Annotated in this window: 19 protein-coding genes; 9 read left to right on the top strand and 10 right to left on the bottom strand. The window is 59.0% G+C overall.

The features are described from left to right. Nucleotides 1-120: 120 nt before the first annotated feature. The 3 genes from QOM10_RS19370 to QOM10_RS19360 form a co-directional block, all read right to left on the bottom strand. A complete protein-coding gene (locus tag QOM10_RS19370; RefSeq protein WP_007918272.1) occupies nucleotides 121-522 on the bottom strand; it encodes an ExbD/TolR family protein in 402 nt (133 codons plus the stop codon). Next, nucleotides 522-1,208 (bottom strand): MotA/TolQ/ExbB proton channel family protein, encoded by a 687-nt coding sequence (locus QOM10_RS19365; protein WP_371857975.1) that lies wholly within the window; start codon nucleotides 1,206-1,208, stop codon nucleotides 522-524. Before QOM10_RS19365 ends, QOM10_RS19370 begins: the two co-directional genes overlap by 1 nt. Before the next feature lie 67 nt (nucleotides 1,209-1,275). Beyond that, the gene (locus QOM10_RS19360) at nucleotides 1,276-2,097 is read right to left on the bottom strand and encodes an energy transducer TonB (RefSeq protein ID WP_316916769.1); all 822 of its coding nucleotides are present in this window, start codon (nucleotides 2,095-2,097) and stop codon (nucleotides 1,276-1,278) included. Nucleotides 2,098-3,293: 1,196 nt separating this feature from the next. On the opposite strand from QOM10_RS19360, the gene QOM10_RS19355 reads away from it, so the two are divergent. Next, complete coding sequence (locus tag QOM10_RS19355) at nucleotides 3,294-3,917, top strand: glutathione S-transferase (RefSeq protein WP_150751162.1); 624 nt, start codon at nucleotides 3,294-3,296, stop codon at nucleotides 3,915-3,917. Nucleotides 3,918-4,047: 130 nt separating this feature from the next. On the opposite strand, the gene QOM10_RS19350 is transcribed toward QOM10_RS19355, so the two are convergent. Then, nucleotides 4,048-4,488, bottom strand: a complete 441-nt coding sequence (locus QOM10_RS19350) for a CBS domain-containing protein (protein WP_007918278.1) — start codon at nucleotides 4,486-4,488, stop codon at nucleotides 4,048-4,050. A gap of 198 nt (nucleotides 4,489-4,686) precedes the next feature. On the opposite strand from QOM10_RS19350, the gene QOM10_RS19345 reads away from it, so the two are divergent. Beyond that, nucleotides 4,687-7,047: a DNA polymerase II gene (locus tag QOM10_RS19345; protein WP_316916768.1), complete on the top strand. Its 2,361-nt coding sequence runs from the start codon at nucleotides 4,687-4,689 to the stop codon at nucleotides 7,045-7,047. Here QOM10_RS19345 and QOM10_RS19340 read toward each other — a convergent pair. From QOM10_RS19340 to QOM10_RS19330, 3 genes are all read right to left on the bottom strand, one after another. Continuing rightward, nucleotides 7,012-7,482 carry a DUF1810 domain-containing protein gene (locus tag QOM10_RS19340; protein WP_127929042.1) on the bottom strand — a complete coding sequence of 157 codons (471 nt, stop codon included), beginning with the start codon at nucleotides 7,480-7,482 and terminating at the stop codon, nucleotides 7,012-7,014. The genes QOM10_RS19345 and QOM10_RS19340 overlap by 36 nt on opposite strands. A 25-nt stretch (nucleotides 7,483-7,507) precedes the next feature. Continuing rightward, nucleotides 7,508-8,329, bottom strand: a complete 822-nt coding sequence (locus QOM10_RS19335) for an aldo/keto reductase (protein WP_127929041.1) — start codon at nucleotides 8,327-8,329, stop codon at nucleotides 7,508-7,510. Between the two features lie 155 nt (nucleotides 8,330-8,484). Further along, the gene (locus QOM10_RS19330) at nucleotides 8,485-9,633 is read right to left on the bottom strand and encodes an aldose epimerase family protein (RefSeq protein ID WP_127929040.1); all 1,149 of its coding nucleotides are present in this window, start codon (nucleotides 9,631-9,633) and stop codon (nucleotides 8,485-8,487) included. A 278-nt stretch (nucleotides 9,634-9,911) separates the two neighbouring features. Here QOM10_RS19330 and QOM10_RS19325 point away from each other — a divergent pair, with 278 nt between their 5' ends. The 4 genes from QOM10_RS19325 to QOM10_RS19310 all read left to right on the top strand — a co-directional run bounded on the left by QOM10_RS19325 (nucleotide 9,912) and on the right by QOM10_RS19310 (nucleotide 13,457). Beyond that, nucleotides 9,912-10,661 carry a hypothetical protein gene (locus QOM10_RS19325; protein WP_127929039.1) on the top strand — a complete coding sequence of 250 codons (750 nt, stop codon included), beginning with the start codon at nucleotides 9,912-9,914 and terminating at the stop codon, nucleotides 10,659-10,661. Nucleotides 10,662-10,889: 228 nt separating this feature from the next. Further along, on the top strand, nucleotides 10,890-12,104 hold the full coding sequence (locus QOM10_RS19320) for an MFS transporter (protein WP_127929038.1): 1,215 nt from the start codon (nucleotides 10,890-10,892) through the stop codon (nucleotides 12,102-12,104). 233 nt (nucleotides 12,105-12,337) lie between these two features. Beyond that, nucleotides 12,338-13,123 (top strand): sulfite exporter TauE/SafE family protein, encoded by a 786-nt coding sequence (locus tag QOM10_RS19315; protein ID WP_127929037.1) that lies wholly within the window; start codon nucleotides 12,338-12,340, stop codon nucleotides 13,121-13,123. Nucleotides 13,124-13,130: 7 nt separating this feature from the next. Then, nucleotides 13,131-13,457: a hypothetical protein gene (locus tag QOM10_RS19310; RefSeq protein WP_127929036.1), complete on the top strand. Its 327-nt coding sequence runs from the start codon at nucleotides 13,131-13,133 to the stop codon at nucleotides 13,455-13,457. A 36-nt stretch (nucleotides 13,458-13,493) separates the two neighbouring features. Here QOM10_RS19310 and QOM10_RS19305 read toward each other — a convergent pair whose 3' ends face one another. Further along, complete coding sequence (locus QOM10_RS19305) at nucleotides 13,494-13,958, bottom strand: GNAT family N-acetyltransferase (protein WP_127929035.1); 465 nt, start codon at nucleotides 13,956-13,958, stop codon at nucleotides 13,494-13,496. Nucleotides 13,959-14,166: 208 nt separating this feature from the next. Between QOM10_RS19305 and QOM10_RS19300 the strand changes: the two genes are divergently transcribed. Further along, nucleotides 14,167-14,730 carry a DUF4174 domain-containing protein gene (locus QOM10_RS19300; protein ID WP_316916767.1) on the top strand — a complete coding sequence of 188 codons (564 nt, stop codon included), beginning with the start codon at nucleotides 14,167-14,169 and terminating at the stop codon, nucleotides 14,728-14,730. Between the two features lie 176 nt (nucleotides 14,731-14,906). Here QOM10_RS19300 and QOM10_RS19295 read toward each other — a convergent pair whose 3' ends face one another. After that, the gene (locus tag QOM10_RS19295) at nucleotides 14,907-16,043 is read right to left on the bottom strand and encodes an AAA family ATPase (protein ID WP_316916766.1); all 1,137 of its coding nucleotides are present in this window, start codon (nucleotides 16,041-16,043) and stop codon (nucleotides 14,907-14,909) included. A 506-nt stretch (nucleotides 16,044-16,549) separates the two neighbouring features. Between QOM10_RS19295 and QOM10_RS19290 the strand changes: the two genes are divergently transcribed. After that, nucleotides 16,550-16,840, top strand: a complete 291-nt coding sequence (locus QOM10_RS19290) for a DUF6124 family protein (protein ID WP_410479171.1) — start codon at nucleotides 16,550-16,552, stop codon at nucleotides 16,838-16,840. Nucleotides 16,841-16,856: 16 nt separating this feature from the next. After that, nucleotides 16,857-17,123 (top strand): hypothetical protein, encoded by a 267-nt coding sequence (locus QOM10_RS19285; protein ID WP_137219493.1) that lies wholly within the window; start codon nucleotides 16,857-16,859, stop codon nucleotides 17,121-17,123. Between the two features lie 92 nt (nucleotides 17,124-17,215). Here QOM10_RS19285 and ampC read toward each other — a convergent pair whose 3' ends face one another. Beyond that, nucleotides 17,216-18,382 (bottom strand): class C beta-lactamase, encoded by a 1,167-nt coding sequence (ampC, locus tag QOM10_RS19280; protein ID WP_316916764.1) that lies wholly within the window; start codon nucleotides 18,380-18,382, stop codon nucleotides 17,216-17,218. Between the last annotated feature and the right edge of the window lie 72 nt (nucleotides 18,383-18,454).

Genomic DNA, 18,454 nt, shown 5'->3' with positions numbered 1-18,454 from the left:
ACTTTCTTCAAGCAAGCCGATCCCCTCCGAAGACGCGTGGCGTTTTTTCGGTCGGCCGATTGCGACAGGATTCAGCGAGCGGTAGCGGACGCGTCTCTCAAGGCGCGCCCGCCACCGCACTCAGTGGGTGGTCATCACCGATATTTTGGTAATACCCGAGCGTTCGATAGACGCCATGGCCTTGGCCACCTGGCCGTAATTGACGGCGGAGTCGGCCTGCAGCTGCACGCGGACTTCGGCGTCCTTGGCCTTGACCTCTTTGAGGCTGGCTTCCAGCGATTCCGGCGCCAGCTCGGTCTTGGCCAGATAGAACTTGCCGTCCTGATCGACGCTGACCACCACCGGGTCTTTCTTTTCGGCGGGGGCGACGGCATCGGTTTTCGGCAGGTTGACTTTGATCGCGTTGGTCATCAGCGGCGCGGTGACGATGAACACCACCAGCAGCACGAGCATCACGTCGACCAGTGGCGTGACGTTCATTTCGCTGAGCACTTCATCGCTGTCTTGGGTAGAAAAAGACATCAGCTGGCCTCCCGCACGGCGGCAGTGGTTTTGCTGGCGATGGCCTGACGGCTGATGGAAAACGCGCTGCGCGAGGCGAGGGCGTCGAAGTCGTGGGCGAAGTCATCCATGTCCGCCGAGGCCAGTTTCAGTCGGCGCAGAAAGAAGTTGTAAATCAGCACCGCCGGTACGGCGACGGCGATACCGACACCGGTGGCGATGAGCGCGTGACCGATCGGCCCGGCCACTGCTTCAAGGCTGGCGGAGCCGGTTTCGCCGATGCTTTTCAGCGCTTCCATGATGCCCCACACGGTGCCGAACAAACCAATGAACGGCGCGGTGCTGCCGATACTGGCGAGGATCGCCTGGCCGTTTTCCAGCGAGCGGCGTTCCTTCTGGATCTGCTGGCGCAGGTTGCGTTCCAGGCGATCCGAACGGTTGATGGTGTGCGCCAGTTGCTGCGTGGTGCGCGGCGAATCCTCCACCAGCAGCGCTTCGAAACCGCTGCTGGCGATGCGCGCCAGCGAGCCCGGATACTGGCTGGCGTGTTCGGCGGCAGTGAGCAGATCCGGCGCGCCCCAGAAGGCTTTGGTGAACTGTTTGTTCTGCGCTTTCTGCCGCAGGTACTGCGCCGACTTGACCAGCAGGATCGCCCAGCTGACCACGGAAAACAGCACCAGACCCCAGAGCACGCCGGGGACAATCATCGAAGACAAATCGTTCATGGTGATACCTCGCTTGCGTTATTCGGTTGTGCGTTGATTGAGCATTCGGTTATTGCGGCAATTTGAAATCGATGGTCTGGGTGGCAAAGCCGTCGATCGGCGTGTCACCGCGTTTGGCCGGAATGAATTTCCAGTTCTTCACGGCGGCAACAGCCGCGTCATCCAGTTGCGGTTTACCGCTGGATTTGGTCACCGTCACTGATCCTGCGCGACCGTTGGCCAGCACTTGAATGCGCAGCACCACGCTGCCTTCCCAGTTGCGCCGCAGCGCCAGCGACGGGTATTCCGGTGGCGGGTTGCCGAGACTGGCGAGGCCGGAAATCGCCGCCGATTCCTTGACCGGACCCGGTGCAGCGGCAGGTGCCGGCGGTGCGCTCGGGGTGGCCGGGGCAGCGGGTGCAGCGGGTGCGGCCGGGGCCGGTGGAGCTTTCGGCGGCTCGACCTTTTTCACCGGTTTCGGCTTCTCGACCGGTTTCGGTTTTTCGATCGGCTTGGGCTTCTCCACCGGTTTTGGCGGTGGCTTGACCGCGTCCTCGTCTTCCACCGGTTGTTCAGGTTCCGGCGGTGGTGGCGGAGGAGGCGGCGGCGGTTCCGGGGTGGGTGGTGCCGGTGGCGTCGGGCTGGTCAGCTCGACGGTCATTTCCGGAATCTGCGGCGGCGTTGGCAGTGGCTCTGTTTTGGATTGCTGGAGAAACCACCAGGCGCCGCCATGTATCAGCGCCGACACAGCCACCAGCAACACCATCTGCTGTTTATTCAGACCGCCGGGTTGCGACGTGTTGGCTTTAAACGCCAGCCTGCCCGGTGGCGGCGGAACTGGAGCTTCCCGCAACGGCCCCGGCAGGGTTCTGTGCTTTACCGCATCGTTCATTAAAGCTCCCTCGGGTGGATGAAGGGCAATAAGGTGCCGTCCGAACATCCGGGGGATGTTCGAGTGGGTGGGTGCAACTTTCTTCAAGGTGAGCAGAAGCCGATAGTTAGTTGAACTATCCGGTTAACAAGGCTTGTGCAAACTTACGGGCTTAGCGCCATCGACTTTCTACATTCATTAGCCATTCCCTGGTGTTGTTCTATGTAGGAGCTGCCGAAGGCTGCGATCTTTTGATTCTGCCTTTAAAGATCAAGATCAAAAGATCGTCCGATCGCGGCCCGAGCCTTCGGCAGCTCCTGCAATTGATTACTCGAATTCTGTTTTGCAACGGCTGTGCCAGATATTGCCGAAATGTAGAGCGGTTATTTCATCAGTGTTACCCATGTCGCATTTATATAAGTTTTGCCATCGCCGTGGTTTTTCTCTGGCACACGGATTCCCGTTACTCCGGTTAACGGAGCTTTTTCAGAGGCGAGTCAGGCTGTACGCGGTATCCGGCTGATTGGCGGGATAGAGCGGCTGCGTGGCTTGCGGCCTGGGCACTTGCTGGTGCGCGGCGGACCGATTTGGTGCGGGTCAATGTTTTAGCGGGTCACGGGGCATGTTCCTTGTTCTTGTTTAAATGGAATCAATGTCTGCAATGCTTGATAGTTGAAGTCGCTGGAGCGGTTTTGGTGCATTTGTAAAGTCATTGGAAGTTATTGTTCGACAATCCTCTTTTTGATCGTTTAATACAGAGGCTGGGCAATAATCTTTCGAGTCATATTTAAAAAATAAATAGCACGCTGCTGTCGGCGAATACGTCATCGCCGAATACAGTGCTTGGTGGCTGCGTCAGGTAATAAAGTAAGTGCGTTGGCCGCCGGGACTGTTCAGATGAACTCGGCGTTGTGCACGAAGAAGCAAAGAGAGGGGCGTACGGCAGAGCGTTTGAAGATTCACGCGGTGAACTCCTTGTTGCCAGCTCGGATACGCGAACTTTTGGTTCGGTATCGCACCTTACAAGAACGCGGATAGCGTTCGATGATTGCTCTTGGTGCGGGATGAGCACCGCCAGCGCTGTTTTGCGAGGTTTGAATTCGCAAGTCGCGAGTGCATGGGAAAACCGTGCCAAAACCGATACACAGGCAGAATTTTTCTACATCCACGCTACAGCCATCTACCCTGTGGCAATGGTCTTTTCGGGGGGATTGGATATGTACCAGCTCTATGGGCACAGAAATTCGGGCGCAGCCGCCATCGAAGCGGCGCTGGAGCTGTGCCAGATCGCTTACCGTTTCATTGATATCGAGGCCAGCACCGAAGCCGCCGAGGCGTTGGCCCAGCTCAATCCACTCAAACAGATACCGACCTTGCAACTGCCCGATGGCAGCGCCATCACCGAGAGCGCGGCGATCCTGATTCATCTGGGCCTGACGTTTCCCAAGTCCGGCCTGCTGCCGACCAAGGCGGATGACCGTGATCAGGCGATTCGCGGTCTGGTCTACATCGTCAGCAACTGTTATGCGGCGATCGGCGTCATCGATTATCCGGAGCGCTGGCTGCTGATGCCTGACGAAGCCTCGCGGCAGAATCTGGTGACCGGAGCGCGTGAGCGATTGCATTGGAGTTGGGAGGTGTTTGCCGACCAGTTTTCTGCCGAGCTGTATCTGGATGACGAAACGCCGGGGGCACTGGATGTGCTGGCGGCAGTGGTGACGCGCTGGGCGGGCAGCCGCGAGCATTTGCGTCAGACGCGACCGGGGTTTTATGCGTGGTTGCAGCGGATTGACCGGCACCCGGTGCTGGCACCGGTCTTTGCCCGGCATTGGCCGTCCTGACAGAGGTGATCGTTCCCACGCTCTGCGTGGTAACGCAGCCCGGGACGCTCTGCGTCCCAAAGCGTGACGCAGAGCGTCACAGGAGGCATTCCTTTGCTGCGCGTGGGAACGATCATGAGGAGGACGGGCTTTATTCCCCGCGAATGTACTGCTCCAGCTGCTTGATCAGCTCTGCCTGTTCGGCAATCGCTTCCTTGACCAGGTCACCGATCGACAGCAAGCCGATCAGCTTGCCGTTCTCGACCACCGGCAAGTGGCGCAGGCGTTTGTCCGACATGATGCCCAGGCAAGTATCGACGGTTTGATGGGTGTCCACGGTGATCACGTTCGCCACCATGATGTCGCGCACCGGCGTGCCTACGGATGAGCGGCCATGCAGCACCAGTTTGCGCGCGTAGTCCCGTTCGCTGATGATGCCGACCACTTTTTCGTCTTCGACCACCAGCAAGGCGCCGACGTTTTTCTCGGCCATCTTCATCAGCGCTTCGAGCACCATGTGATCAGGCTTGATCTGGTGCACTTCCTGATTTTTCTGATCTTTGAGCTTGAGCAGTTGGGCGACGGTCTTCATGGCGGTTACTCAGGTGTTGTCGTTGTTATCCAAGCATCGTAGACGCAAGCGCGCAGGGCAAGGTGGCAAAGCGGCAGATAACACGCAAAAAACGTCATTTGCCGGGTTTTTCCGTGGCGGGTGGCTATTTATCGCCAGAGTCATCCCAGGCAATGCCGCGTAGAATGCCTCTCTGATTCAATTCCTGAGGTTGCAGTGGTGGATTTACCGCAGGGCTTCGTCCTGACCCGGCATTGGCGCGATACCCCGGCCGGCACCGAAGTCGAGTTCTGGCTGGCGACCGACGCCGGGCCGCGCCGTGTGCGCCTGCCGCATCAGCCGTCGGTGGCGTTTATCCCCGCCGAGCAGCGCGCAGCGGCCGAACGCCTGCTGCACGATGAAAAGAATGTAGAACTGCGCCCGCTGGCCCTGCAGGATTTCGAACATCGCCCGGTGCTTGGTCTGTATTGCCAGCAACACGTCCAGTTGATGCGCCTGGAAACCGCGCTCAACCGCAACAGTGTCGACGTCTTCGAAGCCGACGTTCGCCCGCCGGAGCGCTATCTGATGGAGCGCTTTATCACCGCGCCGGTGCGGTTCAGCGGTACGCCCGATGCCGACGGCGTATTGCTCAACGCCCAGCTCAAACCTGACCTCGATTACCGACCGACGCTACGGCTGGTCTCGCTCGACATCGAAACCACCGAAACCGGCGAGTTGTATTCGATCGCCCTCGAAGGTTGCGGCGAACGTCAGGTGTACATGCTTGGCGCGCCGAACGGCGATGACAGCATCGTCGACTTCGACCTCGAGTACTGCGACTCGCGCACGGTCATCCTGAAGAAGCTCAATGACTGGTTCGCCCGCCACGACCCAGACGCAATCATCGGCTGGAACGTCGTGCAGTTCGATCTACGCATTCTCCACGAACACGCGCGACGCCTTGGCGTGCCGCTGAAGATCGGTCGGGGCGGCGAAGAGATGCAATGGCGCGAACACGGCAGCCGCAATCACTACTTCGCCTCGGCAGCGGGGCGGCTGATCATCGATGGTATCGAGTCCCTACGCTCGGCGACCTGGAGTTTCCCCTCGTTCAGTCTGGAAAACGTCGCGCAGACCCTGCTCGGTGAAGGCAAGTCCATCGACAACCCGTACCAGCGCATGGACGAAATCAACCGCATGTTCGCCGAGGACAAACCGGCGCTGGCCAAGTACAACCTCAAGGACTGCGAACTGGTCACGCGGATCTTTGCCAAGACCGAGCTGCTGACCTTCCTGCTCGAGCGCGCCAGTGTCACCGGACTGCCGGCGGACAGAAGCGGCGGCTCGGTCGCCGCGTTCACCCATTTGTACATGCCGTTGATGCACCGACAGGGTTTTGTCGCGCCGAACCTCGGCACCAATCCGCCGCAGGCCAGCCCCGGCGGTTTCGTTATGGACTCGCAACCGGGGCTTTACGAATCGGTGCTGGTGCTCGATTACAAGAGTCTCTACCCGTCGATTATTCGTACCTTTCTGATCGACCCGGTCGGGTTGATCGAAGGTTTGCAGCACCCGGACGATACCGATTCGGTGCCGGGTTTTCGTGGTGCGCGTTTCTCGCGCACCCGTCACTGCCTGCCGTCGATTGTCTCGCGCGTTGCCGAGGGCCGCGAGACCGCCAAGCGCGAGCACAACGCACCGCTGTCGCAGGCACTGAAAATCATCATGAACGCCTTCTACGGCGTACTCGGTTCCAGTGGTTGCCGCTTCTTCGATACGCGGCTGGCCTCATCGATCACCCTGCGCGGCCACGAAATCATGCTGCGCACGCGCAAGCTGATCGAAGAGCAGGGCCACGCGGTGATCTACGGCGACACCGACTCGACCTTCGTCTGGCTGCGTCGCCCGCACGGACAGGAAGAGGCGGCGAGCATCGGTCATGCGCTGGTCAAGCACGTCAACGACTGGTGGCGCGCGCATGTGCGTGATGAATACGGACTGGAAAGCGCCCTCGAACTGCAATTCGAAATTCACTACAAACGCTTTCTGATGCCGACCATTCGCGGTGCGGAGGAGGGCAGCAAGAAGCGCTACGCCGGCCTCGTCACCCGCGCCGACGGCAGCGATGAAATGGTCTACAAAGGCCTGGAGACCGTGCGCACCGACTGGTCGCTGCTGGCCCGGCAATTTCAGCAGGAACTCTACGAGCGGATCTTCCAGCGCAAGCCCTATCAGGATTACGTGCGCGACTATGTGCGTAAAACCCTCGCTGGCGAATTCGACGATCGACTGGTCTACCGCAAGCGCCTGCGCCGCACTCTCGACGATTACGAGCGCAACGTGCCGCCCCACGTGCGCGCGGCGCGGCTGGCCGATGACTACAACGCCCAGCACGGGCGCCCGCGGCAGTACCAGAATGGCGGCTGGATCAGCTACGTCATCACCCTGGCAGGTCCCGAACCGCTGGAAGTGCGCCGCGCCGCGATCGACTACGACCACTACATCACCCGGCAACTGCAACCGGTGGCGGACGCGATTCTGCCGTTTGTCGACGACGATTTCTCAACCCTGATCGGGGGGCAACTGGGCCTGTTTTGAGTCGAGCAGTTGCAGCGTCCATTCGTCGAGAATGCCGTGGAAGTAGCGTTCCAGCGCCTGATTGAACACGCTGTCTTCAGCGGCAAACTGGGCGAACAGCGTCATCGAGGAATGAAATTTCAGGTCATCGGGATGGCCGAAAATCTCCGCAATCGAACGCTGTTGCACCTTCAGCACTAACTGCGTGCAAGTCCGCAGGCGTGCGCCGAGCAGTTCATGAGCCAGATAAGCCCGGACCTCCTCGGCCGAACCGATGGCGAAGCGCCGGGACATTTCACTGCCGCCCAGACCGGCGAACTGCGGAAAGACAAACCACATCCAGTGGCTGCGCTTGCGGCCCTCATCGAGTTCGCGTTGCACGCGCTCGAATACCGAATCCTGGGCCTGGACAAAACGTTGCAGGTTGAACGGGTCGTACTGATCAGTGCTTCTCATCGCGAAGCCCTCGCCAGCCGCTGGCTCAGACCATGGCCAGCCGCTGCTTGCGTTGTGGCGCTTGAAACACCTGGTCCAGCGCCGCCAGATCCCCGGCCTCCAGTTGCAGTTGCGCGGCTTGTGCATTGAGTTGCACGTGTTCCGGCCGCACAGCCTTGGGAATCGCAATCACCCCATCCTGACGCAGAATCCACGCCAGCGAAACCTGTGCGGGGGTTACGCCGTGACGAGCGGCAATGTCTTTCAACACCGGCTCAGCGAGCATGGCACCGCCCTGGCCGATCGGGCAGTAAGCCATCAGCGGCATGCGTTGATGTTGGCACCACGGCAGCAAATCGAATTCGATGCCGCGCTCTTCGAGGTTGTAGAGCACCTGATTGGTCGCGCAGACCGAACTGGAGAGTTCTTCGAGATCATCGACATCGAAATTCGACACGCCCCAACGGCCGATCTTGCCGTCTTCGCGCAGGCGTTCGAAGGCTTCGACGGTTTCTTCCAGCGGATACTGGCCGCGCCAATGCAACAGATAGAGGTCGATGTAGTCGGTGTCGAGCCGCCGCAGGCTGCGCTCGCAAGCTTGCGGGATGCCCTTGCGGCTGGCGTTGTGCGGGTAGACCTTGCTCACCAGAAACACCTGATCGCGCAGGCCGGCAATGGCTTCGCCAACGACTGATTCGGCACCGCCCTCGGCGTACATTTCCGCCGTGTCGATCAAGCTCATACCCAGCTCGATACCGCTGCGCAGTGCTGCCACTTCACGCTTGTGCGCCGAGCGGTCTTCGCCCATGCGCCAGGTGCCTTGGCCAATCACCGGCACCTGCACGCCGGCCAGTTCGAGGGTACGCATGCAAACCTCCTTGCTGAATGTGTCGATACCTTTTAGTGGGCAGCAGGATAGCTCAGGGGTTCAAAAAGCAAAAAGATCGCAGCGTGCCGCAGCTCCTACAGGAAAACGCTTAACTGTAGGAGCTGCGGCACGCTGCGATCTTTTGATCTTCGTTTTTACTTGGCGGAGAACTTCAACACCACGCTGTGGCTGTAAGTCTGCCCCGGATCAAGCCGAGTGCTCGGGAAGTCCGGCTGATTCGGTGAATCCGGATAATGCTGAGTCTCCAGGGTAAACGCGCCCCAGTGCGGATACACCTTGCCACCCTTGCCCTTGACCGTACCGTCGAGGAAGTTGCTGGTATAGAACTGCACACCCGGTTCCGTGGTGAACAACTGCAGCACGCGACCGGATTGCGGATCGCTCACCTCGGTGGCAACTTTACCGATGTCACCCCTGGTATCCAGCGCCCAGTTGAAATCAAACCCACCCTGTTTCGGCTCGGCAAATTTCAACTGCGGATGATCAGCCTTGATGTGCGTGCCGATCGCGGTTGGCTTGCTGAAATCCATCGGTGTGCCGGCCACGGGTGCCAGTTCGCCGGTCGGGATCAGCTTGGCGGTGACCGGGGTGTAATGGCTGGCGTGCAGGGTGGCGACCTGTTTGAGGATGTCGCCATTGCCGGCGCCGGCGAGGTTGAAGTAGCTGTGGTTGGTCAGGTTGAGCACGGTCGGTTTGTCGGTGCTGGCCTTGTAGTCGATGCGCAGTTCGTTGTTGTCGGTGAGGCGATAGGTCACTTCGGTGGTGAGGTTGCCGGGGAAGCCCATTTCGCCGTCCGCCGACAGATAGGTCAGGGTCACGCCGACTGAGTCCTTGTCCTTGGTTTCCTGGGCCCTCCAGACTTTCTTGTCGAAGCCCAGCGTGCCGCCGTGCAGCGCGTTGGTCTTGTCGTTTTGCGGCACTTGATAGCGCTTGCCGTCGAGTTCGAACGCACCTTCGGCGAGGCGATTGCCGAAGCGGCCGATGGTCGCGCCGAAGTAGGCGGTGCCTTTCTGGTAACCCTGTACATCATCGAAGCCGAGCACGACGTCGTCGAACTTGCCGTGCTTGTCCGCCACTTTCAGCGATTGCAGGGTCGCGCCGTAGGTGATGACGGTGGCCTGCATGCCGTGGCTGTTGCGCAGGATGTATTGCTCGACGGGCGTGCCGTCATTGGTCTTGCCGAAGGCTTTGTGTTCGGCGCTGAGGCCGGCCGCGTTGGCGGAAAGGGTGGCGATCATCAGGGACAGTCCGAGGCCGGAGAGCAGGTGACGGGATTGAAGCATGGTTGACCTTCCTTTTTGTTGTTGTTTTTGAAAGCGGCGTTCTATCGGTATGTTAATCACCGAAAAAACAAAGTAGTCATACTAAATGCTCAGCAAGTGAAAATTTATAGCTGATTAGTCGTTTATTTCAACAATAAAGACAGACTAAATTGCAGGTCGGGGTTGGTCGAAGGACGACCGGGCATTCGGCGCACTGCACTTTTTCGCAATCGGCGGCTCTATCCATGGCCAGGATGCGGTGACTCCCGCCGCACAGGAATGTGCCTGTTCGAGATTTCATGCCGAGAGTTTTTGCCCCGATCGCTGCTTTTTTCCGCCGCCCGTGCCTGTTGCTGGCCTGTCTGTCGTCGCTGCTGTTCAGCGGTTGCAGTCACCAGGACGGCAACGGTTTCTTCAACCAGATGCGTGAGGGGAAGCCGCAGGAGTTCTTGCAGACCAGCGTCGACCGCATGGCCACACTGGCGATGCGCGACAACCTCAGCAGCCTCTATCGCTTGCAGAGCAAGCTGTACTTGCGCAACCCGGACGAGCTGCGCAAGTCAGGCTTTCTCAATATCCATGCGGCCGTGAAACAGGTGCGCCAGGCCATTGAGCAGCAACAACCGCTGCCGGTGCTGGGCGGGCGCAAGGATCTGGCAGCGCTGAGCTATGCGATGAGCCCTGAGTTTCTCGGTGACCGCGTCGGCGCTTTCATCTATGCGATCGGCAGCATGCTGGTCACCGCCCACGGCAATCGCACCGAGTTCTACATGACGGACGCGATCAACCCGACATTCGTTCACAACGCTGCACGCAATATCGAAAAAGCCACGTGGATTTTGTCCCAGCGACAGAACAAGGAAGGTCAGCCGCTGCTGTTTTCCAATGAGATCTCGGAGGAGGGCACCAATCTGAGCTTTGCCACCGAGTTCAGCAAGATCGTTGCGCGCCTGGATCTGCTCACGCAGATGCTTGACGAGCGTTACCGGCGGATCGGCCTTAACTACGCGCAGAGTTTGCTGTTCCTGAATTTCTTGCCGGTGCAGTGAGTTTGGTGGGGCGGTGATGACGATCTATGCAGCTTCCACAAGGGTTTGTGGTGTGCAGAGATCCAATGTGGGAGCGAGCCTGCTCGCGAATGCGGTCCTTCAGGCGCTGAAGTGTTGACTGAACTAGCGCATTCGCGAGCAGGCTCGCTCCCACATTGATCGAATAGTGAAGGTTGTTTTTGTATACAATCCGTCACCGCTATTGATCAAAATGGAGCCGCACCCGTCATGACCGACCCCGCCAGCGCCGATTTCAGCCGCGTCGACCGCACCGCCCGTGCGGACAAACTGCCCTATGCCGCGTTGCTGGCGTTCGCCATGACCGGCTTCATCGCCATCCTCACCGAAACCCTGCCCGCCGGGCTGCTGCCGCAAATCGGCGCCGGGCTCAACGTCAGTGAAGTGCTTGCCGGGCAACTGGTAACGCTCTACGCGTTGGGTTCGATTGTCGCGGCGATTCCGCTGACCGTCGCCACGCGGGGCTGGCCTCGGCGCCGGGTTTTATTGATGACGGTCGGCGGGTTTCTGCTGTTCAACACTGTCACCACCTTCTCCAGCCATTACGGCCTGACCCTGGCTTCGCGCTTTCTCGCCGGGATGGCGGCGGGATTGTCGTGGGGGATCATGGCCGGTTATGCGCGCGGCATCGTGCCGGTGCATCAACAGGGGCGGGCGCTGGCGATTGCCATGCTCGGCACGCCTGTGGCGTTGTCGTTGGGCACGCCGGCGGGGACGTGGCTGGGCAATCTGATCGGCTGGCGCGCGTCGTTCGGGATCATGTCGGCACTGGCGCTGGTGTTGGCGGCGTGGATTGTCATTGCGGTGCCGGATCGTCCGGGGCAAACCAGCGAGGAGCGTCTGCCGTTGCTCGAATCGCTGCGTCTGCCCGGCGTGCGGCCGGTGCTGTTCGTGGTGCTGACGTGGATGCTCGGGCACAACATTCTCTATACCTACATCGCGCCATTTCTGATGCAGGCCGGGCTGGCTGACCGGGTCGATCTGGTGTTGCTGGTGTTTGGCCTGTGCTCGCTGGTGGGGATCTGGATTATTGGCATGCTGGTGGATCGCTGGCTGCGCTGGCTGACGCTGATCAGCCTCGCGGTGTTTGCGCTGACGGCGCTGGTACTGGCATTGGCGGCGCCGTCACCGCTGGTCATTTACGCCTGCATGGCGGTGTGGGGATTGTCGTTTGGCGGCTCGGCCACGTTGCTGCTGACCTCGGCGGCGGACTCGGCCGGTGATCACGTCGACGTGGTGCAGGCGATGCTCACCACTTCGTGGAACGTGGCGATCGCCGGTGGCGGCTTGTTCGGCGGCTTGCTGCTGGATCGGGCAGGGGCGATGTCGTTTCCGTGGGCGCTGCTGATTCTGTCGCTGATCGCGCTGGCCACGGTGTGGATCAACAAAAACCACAGCTTCAAACCGGGACGGCGGGTGCACTGATCCATCAGCCACCCCATAACACCTGTGGGAGCGAGCCTGCTCGCGAAGACGTTGTGTCAGTCGATAAATATGTCGGATGACCCACCGCATTCGCGAGCAGGCTCGCTCCCACATGGGGGAAAGGGTATTGAGTTCGATATGGCATAACGATAGACCGCATCGATATATGTGGTTATAAGAAAAATCGCTATGCTGCGGGCCAGATTTTTCCTGTCGTTTTTCTGGACGTGTTAATGGAATTGGTGAATTTCGGCCTGGTGATTGCCGGGCTGGTGGTGGGTTTTATTGTCGGCATGACCGGTGTCGGCGGTGGTTCGTTGATGACGCCGATCCTGTTGTGGTTCGGCATCAACCCGGCAACGGCGGTGGGCACAGACCTGCTGTACGCCGCCATTACCAAATCCAGTGGTGTCCTCGTTCATCGCAAAAACAAGAACATCGACTGGGCCATCACTGGCTGGCTGACCCTCGGCAGCGTGCCGGCGGTGGCCATGACCCTGTGGTTCCTCAGCACCCTGCACACTGCGCCGGACGCGATGAACGCCATCATCAAACAGGCGCTGGGCTTCGTCCTGTTCGCCACGGCACTGGCGATCTTCTTCAAGAAACGCTTGCTTGAGTTTGCCCACAAACGCGCCGGCGGCAACTATAACCCGAGCGGTTCGCGCCTGAACGTGATGACCGTGATCACCGGTCTGGTTCTCGGCACCATGGTTGCCCTGACCTCGATCGGTGCAGGCGCCCTTGGCACAGTTGCGCTGTTCATCCTCTATCCGTTGCTGCCGACCCGTCGCCTGGTCGGCACTGAAATCGCTCACGCCGTGCCGCTGACTCTGGTCGCAGGCCTGGGCCACGCGAGCATGGGCAATATGGATTGGGGTGTGCTGGGCTTCTTGCTGGTTGGCTCGCTGCCAGGCATCTGGCTCGGCAGCCACCTGACCGGACGCATCTCTGATGAAGTGCTGCGCCCGTGCCTGGCGACGATGCTGGTGCTGATCGGTTACAAACTGGCGTTCTGATCCGGCCATGTCTGAAACCACTGTCCATTGCGATGGCCATCTCGCTATCACCGTCGAACCGCGTGAAATGCGCATGAGCCATTGGCTGTATGCGCCACGGGTAGTCGATCTGCAGCAGCAAAAAGTGCTGCTGGATCTGAGCGAGAGCCTGTGGGATTTGCTCGGTACCGCTGATGAGACGGCCAATGACATCGAGTTGGTGCTGCGCAAGTACCCGGGCGATCGGGCGTCGGTGAGGTTGAGCGTTGAACTCGACAGCGGTGAACTCAAACTCGGGGGACATCCTGTCGACCCTTCGCAATTGCTTTCGGCACTCGATTCAGCGCTGGACTGAGGCGGCACAGCTTGCGGCGCGCCGCCTCACCACGGGTTAGCGCTGAATGACGTATTTCATCACTGTCACCGGCAAATCGTCGTAGACCAGTTCTTCAACCACTTCCCAACCCAGCCGTGCATACAGCGACTGCGATGTGTCGGTGTACAGATACAACTCAGGCACACCCAGCGCCGCCGCTTCTGCAACCACGCGATTGACCAGTTGCGAAGCGATCCCGCGACCGCGTTCTTCAGCCTTCACATAAACCCCGGCCAGCCATGGCGTCAGATTCGGGCGCAGCTTCAGATCACTTTCGATCAGCAGCGCGCCGCCCAGCAGTCGCGAACCCTCCAGCGCTACCACGACACTCGGCACTGCACCTTTGCCGCAGGATTCGCGCATGTGTTCGATACGGTCCTCGACGGTTTGCCCGGGACGAAACTCGCCCCACTCCTCGAAGTTGAGCGTGGCCAGTTCTTCGATCAATTCGGGGTGATCGCACAGGTAATCGATGTGCATGCGGGTGAACTCCATTTCATGGGCAGAACCACCACCCTAATGCGGTCATAAAAGGTAATCAAATCCGCGTTGCGATCACCTCGGATATGTTGCGCAATGTCGCGCCTGTCCTAAGCTTCTGACTAGGCGGAAGATATTTGCCGGGTTGTCCCGGAACAATCGCCACGATGCGCAATCATTAGAGCGTGGATATCAAAAGGAGATGCGCATGCTCATCAGGTCATTGACCCTGACACTCTTGCTGGCGATTGCCGGCCCCTTGTTCGCCGCTGACAACGATTCGCCCATCGCCGGGGATATGGGCCGCGCCCGACCGCTGATCGTGATCGCACAAAGCACCGTCGACCCCGTCTGGGTAGCCCTCAAGAAGTCGTTGGAGGATCCCGCCAACAAAAAGGGCGTCGCCGACCGCAACATCAAGGTCTACACCATCCTCAACATGGCCGGCCAGCTCGACGGCAAGGACATGGGCCAGCAAGACACCATGGCGCTGTTGCGTTCGCTGAAGCTGGGTGCCGGGGCGTATCCGAAAGTGTTCCTGGTGGGCAAGGACGGCGAGACCAAACTCTCGGCTTCGGGGGATGAGGCGAAAGCGCTGGACCTGAAGAAAATCTTCGACACCATCGACGCCATGCCAATGGCCGAGAAGGAAGCGGCCGCCGCGGCTCAGGCGCCGGTTGCTGCTACGCCGGAACCGGCGAAAGGTGCCAAGAATGCCAAGCCGACCAAGCCTGCGAAACCGAGCAAGCCACCGGAAATGCCGGATGACTGATCGCGCAGTCACTGAATAAAACGCGTCCCCTGTAGGAGTGAGCCTGCTCGCGATAGCGGTGTATCAGTCACCATCAGCGTTGACTGATACACCGCTATCGCGAGCAGGCTCACTCCTACAATGTTTATTCCGTTACCCGCATATTTGCGGACACCGACGCCCTCACCGCAACTTGTCTACCCACGGCTATCGCCCTCATCAAGCAGGTAAACCAGCACACCTTTGGTATCACCTATGACCAATGGAGAATGCGTGGTCAGCACGAACTGGCAATTGGGAAAGGTCGCACTTAATTGTGCAATCAGACCGAGCGGCCATTGCGGATCCATGCGCAATTCCACCTCGTCGATCAGAACAATGCCGTCGCCGTGCAGTGGGTTGTCCATCGACGGGTTCATCATCGCCAGACGCCTGGCCATGTCACCCACCAACGCAATCATCGACTTTTCGCCAAGCGAGAGCTGAGTGACATTGAATGTCGCGCCATGTTTGTCGACTGCCATATGCAGATGTGGTTTGCGTTGCACACGCAGGTTGGAGAAATCCGGCATGAACACGGCGATGGCCGAACGCACGGCAGTCAACTGGCGGTCGCGGGAGGAGGCTTTCAAGTTGGCGAGCGTTTTATAAACGTCGCTGTCAGTACCGAATTTTTCCGCGACTTCGGCCAGTGCGGTATCGGAAATCCCGTCCTCGTTTTCGCTGTCCTCACGTTCACGAAACCATTCGAAAAAACCGCGAAAGTCGGCGCCACCGTTGAAGCTGGTGTCATAGCCGTCGAGTTGATCAGAGGCTTGTTTGCTGGTGATTTCAAGCGGGATGTCGAGAACGCAACGTTCGGCTGGGTAATAAGCGATCAGCGGGAGCGAGGCGCTATCGTCGGCGGTGAGTTGAGTGCGGTAGTGGTCTGCAAGCAGTCTGACTTCGTTTAAATATCCACGGCCCGAGACTGCACCTTCTTGGCGACTTCGGGCAGCGCCCCATACGAACAATTCGCTTTCGGAACCCGCATCACTGTCAGTTGCGCGCGGGTGCGAAACGTCTGTGATGCCAATCGAAAGGACGGCTCCTGAGGCGCCGTTGCGAATGTCTTCATCGACAAGGTATTTGCCATTGCCTCTATTGGAGCGAATTTTTGCTATCAGCCAGCTCAGACAAATATTCAGGGATTTAAGAATGGTGGTTTTTCCGCTGCCGTTGTTTCCCGCCAGCACCGTGATGTTCGAGCGGTGTGTCGGGGTAGGGGCAAACTGAATATCCATGTCTCCAAAGTGTCCGACATCCGTAAGCTTCAAACTTTTGATTTCCATCATTGTGCCCTTCGGATGACTGTTTCTTTGCCCGACGCCATCCTCGTCCAAAGATTGATTCGATGCAGTGTAGATACAACGAATTCATTCGGTCACCCAAAGTCGTTGCAGCATGTGCCGGCCGAAACGTCTGACACAAATCCCCTTCAACCCCCGCGGATTTTTCCTGCAAGTCGCGGCGGCAGTGGTGAACTGGTGGGGTTGGGAGAGGAGGGATAGTCTTCTTTGGCCGCTGCAAAACACAGTGGTCGGGTGTGGAAGTCCGGTGTTGGTCGTGAGCGCATGTGCGCCTGTGAACACATGTTGGCGGTTTTTATGCCAACATTGTTTGCTTATGGCAGCTATGCGCAGGAGCACTCTCGAGTGCACCGGGTCTCTCGACCTCCCCGGACTTCCACCCCTGCGCAAAGCTGCCACCCTCTCGTGGAAGTGAGTTTGGCAGTTTTTTCTTCCATGTTTAGAGGTCTTTACTAATGAAAAAACATACTCCAAACCCTCCAGAGTCCCCCATGGATTCAGGATCCTTCGACGCCCACAACCCCCGCTTACGCAACCCGCATCACCCCGATCCCATCAGCCACGTCTTCACCATCTTCCCCGATATCGATACGCCCACGCTGCTCTGCCACGCTTGCGAAACCCTCGCCTCACTCAACGTCCTGACCACTGACCTGGCCACTGAACTGCAGGGTTCACCGCGCAGTCTCGCCTTGTCGATTCAGCAGTTGGCAATCCTCGGCGAGTTGCTGGTCAACCGTGCGCTGGACAATCTCGATCCACCGGCGGCGACGCAACATTGAACAGGGAGGTTCAAACATGGCTCGATACATACCCATAACCGGCATCGACTGCACCATCCCCTGCCTGCTGATCGACCGCGAAGCACCGGTGGATGTGCTGCATGGCACGGCGGCTTACCGTTTGCGCTGTGTCACGCAATTGATGGAGACTCTGGCGCTGGGTGAGGGCAAAGGGCACGACGCCTTGCTGCTGCAGGATTTCGCCCGGGTGATGGCGATCCCGTTGCGTGACAGTTGCGACTTGATGGATGTCATCGGCTGGAAGTTGCAGGCGCAGCTTTAAAGACAAAAGATCGCAGCCTGCGGCAGCTCCTACATTGACCGAGTGAAAACCCGATCTTGTAGGAGCTGCCGCAGGCTGCGATCTTTTGATTTTCAGTCAGCGACAGCGCTGAGGATTTTGTGGGCGATTTTCACCCGCTCTGGAATCGGGAAGTTCTTGTTGGCCATGATCACGATGCCCACGTCCTTGCTCGGCACAAACGCTACGTAAGTCCCGAAGCCACCCGTCGAGCCGGTCTTGTTGATCAGCACGTCATGCGGTTGAGGTTGCGGCGGATTCAGCCACTGCACCTTGTGCGCATGCATGGCCATTTCCGTCGAGTTGCCCGCCAGCAAGCGATCAAGGCTGATCGGGTAGCGGTACATTTCCCAACCCAAACCCTGAGTCATATCGCCGACCGTGTAGTAACCGGTGTGGGTGTTGGCGATGGTTTTTTGCAGGGAGGCTTCCAGCGTTTCAGGTTTCAGGTTGGCCTGAACGTAACGCAGCATGTCCACGGCACTGGTTTTCACGCCGTAGGCCTGCGAGTCCAGCGCACCGGGGGTGACGCGCACCGGTTTGTCGTTCTTGTCATAACCCTGCGCATAAAGGCCCATTTGCGCGGCAGGCACACTGAGGTAGGTGTGCTGCAAACCGAGTTTCGGCAGCAAGGTTTGCGTCATCGCCTGATCAAACGGCTGGCCGAGGCTTTTTGCGGCCAGATAACCGAACAGGCCCAGACTCGGGTTGGAGTACTGGCGATGGCTGCCTACCGGATACACCGGTTTCCACTGCTGGAAATAGCCGAGCATCTTGTCAGACGAATCCGCGTTGTCCGGGAATTGCAGCGGCAAACCGCCGGCACTGTAGGTGCCCAGTTGCAGCACACTGATGTTGTCGAAGGCGCTGCCTTTCAATTCAGGCCAGAGCTGACTGGCCTTGGTCGACAGGTCCAGTTTGCCAGTCGCTTGGGCGTAACCGGCGAGGGCGGCGGTGAAGGTTTTGCTCACCGAGCCGATTTCGAACAAGGTGTTTTCGCTGACTGTCTGTCCGGTGTCTTTCGCGGCAACCCCGTAGTTAAAGTAATGCGGTTGGCCATTAATGGTCAGCGCTACGGTCAGGCCGGGAATGTTCTGTTGTTGCATTACTGGCGTCACAGCGTCGTTGACCAGCGCCTGTAACTGCGCGTCGGTTGGCGCGGCGGCCATGCAGGACGAGGCACCGAAAAACAGGCTGAATGCGGCGCAGGAAATGAGTTTGCTCGATTGAATGGATGACATGAATGAACCACTCTCCATGAGTGTTGCTAGCGTTATCCCGCTACACTGCGGGCGATTTCTGTGTTGGGCGAC

This window comes from Pseudomonas sp. P108, from assembly GCF_032613195.1.
Lineage (GTDB): Bacteria > Pseudomonadota > Gammaproteobacteria > Pseudomonadales > Pseudomonadaceae > Aquipseudomonas.
Note: the sequence above shows the minus strand (reverse complement) of the source record. Positions and strands in the feature narration are given on the sequence as shown.

Excerpts from the sequence above, each read along its gene's own strand:
- QOM10_RS19370 (WP_007918272.1), bottom strand. The coding sequence starts at position 522 with ATGTCTTTTTCTACCCAAGACAGCGATGAAGTGCTCAGCGAAATGAAC.
- QOM10_RS19365 (WP_371857975.1), bottom strand. The coding sequence starts at position 1,208 with ATGATTGTCCCCGGCGTGCTCTGGGGTCTGGTGCTGTTTTCCGTGGTC.
- QOM10_RS19360 (WP_316916769.1), bottom strand. The coding sequence starts at position 2,097 with ATGAACGATGCGGTAAAGCACAGAACCCTGCCGGGGCCGTTGCGGGAA.
- QOM10_RS19355 (WP_150751162.1), top strand. The coding sequence starts at position 3,294 with ATGTACCAGCTCTATGGGCACAGAAATTCGGGCGCAGCCGCCATCGAA.
- QOM10_RS19350 (WP_007918278.1), bottom strand. The coding sequence starts at position 4,488 with ATGAAGACCGTCGCCCAACTGCTCAAGCTCAAAGATCAGAAAAATCAG.
- QOM10_RS19340 (WP_127929042.1), bottom strand. The coding sequence starts at position 7,482 with ATGAGAAGCACTGATCAGTACGACCCGTTCAACCTGCAACGTTTTGTC.
- QOM10_RS19335 (WP_127929041.1), bottom strand. The coding sequence starts at position 8,329 with ATGCGTACCCTCGAACTGGCCGGCGTGCAGGTGCCGGTGATTGGCCAA.
- QOM10_RS19330 (WP_127929040.1), bottom strand. The coding sequence starts at position 9,633 with ATGCTTCAATCCCGTCACCTGCTCTCCGGCCTCGGACTGTCCCTGATG.
- QOM10_RS19325 (WP_127929039.1), top strand. The coding sequence starts at position 9,912 with ATGCCGAGAGTTTTTGCCCCGATCGCTGCTTTTTTCCGCCGCCCGTGC.
- QOM10_RS19320 (WP_127929038.1), top strand. The coding sequence starts at position 10,890 with ATGACCGACCCCGCCAGCGCCGATTTCAGCCGCGTCGACCGCACCGCC.
- QOM10_RS19315 (WP_127929037.1), top strand. The coding sequence starts at position 12,338 with ATGGAATTGGTGAATTTCGGCCTGGTGATTGCCGGGCTGGTGGTGGGT.
- QOM10_RS19310 (WP_127929036.1), top strand. The coding sequence starts at position 13,131 with ATGTCTGAAACCACTGTCCATTGCGATGGCCATCTCGCTATCACCGTC.
- QOM10_RS19305 (WP_127929035.1), bottom strand. The coding sequence starts at position 13,958 with ATGCACATCGATTACCTGTGCGATCACCCCGAATTGATCGAAGAACTG.
- QOM10_RS19300 (WP_316916767.1), top strand. The coding sequence starts at position 14,167 with ATGCTCATCAGGTCATTGACCCTGACACTCTTGCTGGCGATTGCCGGC.
- QOM10_RS19295 (WP_316916766.1), bottom strand. The coding sequence starts at position 16,043 with ATGATGGAAATCAAAAGTTTGAAGCTTACGGATGTCGGACACTTTGGA.
- QOM10_RS19290 (WP_410479171.1), top strand. The coding sequence starts at position 16,550 with ATGGATTCAGGATCCTTCGACGCCCACAACCCCCGCTTACGCAACCCG.
- QOM10_RS19285 (WP_137219493.1), top strand. The coding sequence starts at position 16,857 with ATGGCTCGATACATACCCATAACCGGCATCGACTGCACCATCCCCTGC.
- ampC (WP_316916764.1), bottom strand. The coding sequence starts at position 18,382 with ATGTCATCCATTCAATCGAGCAAACTCATTTCCTGCGCCGCATTCAGC.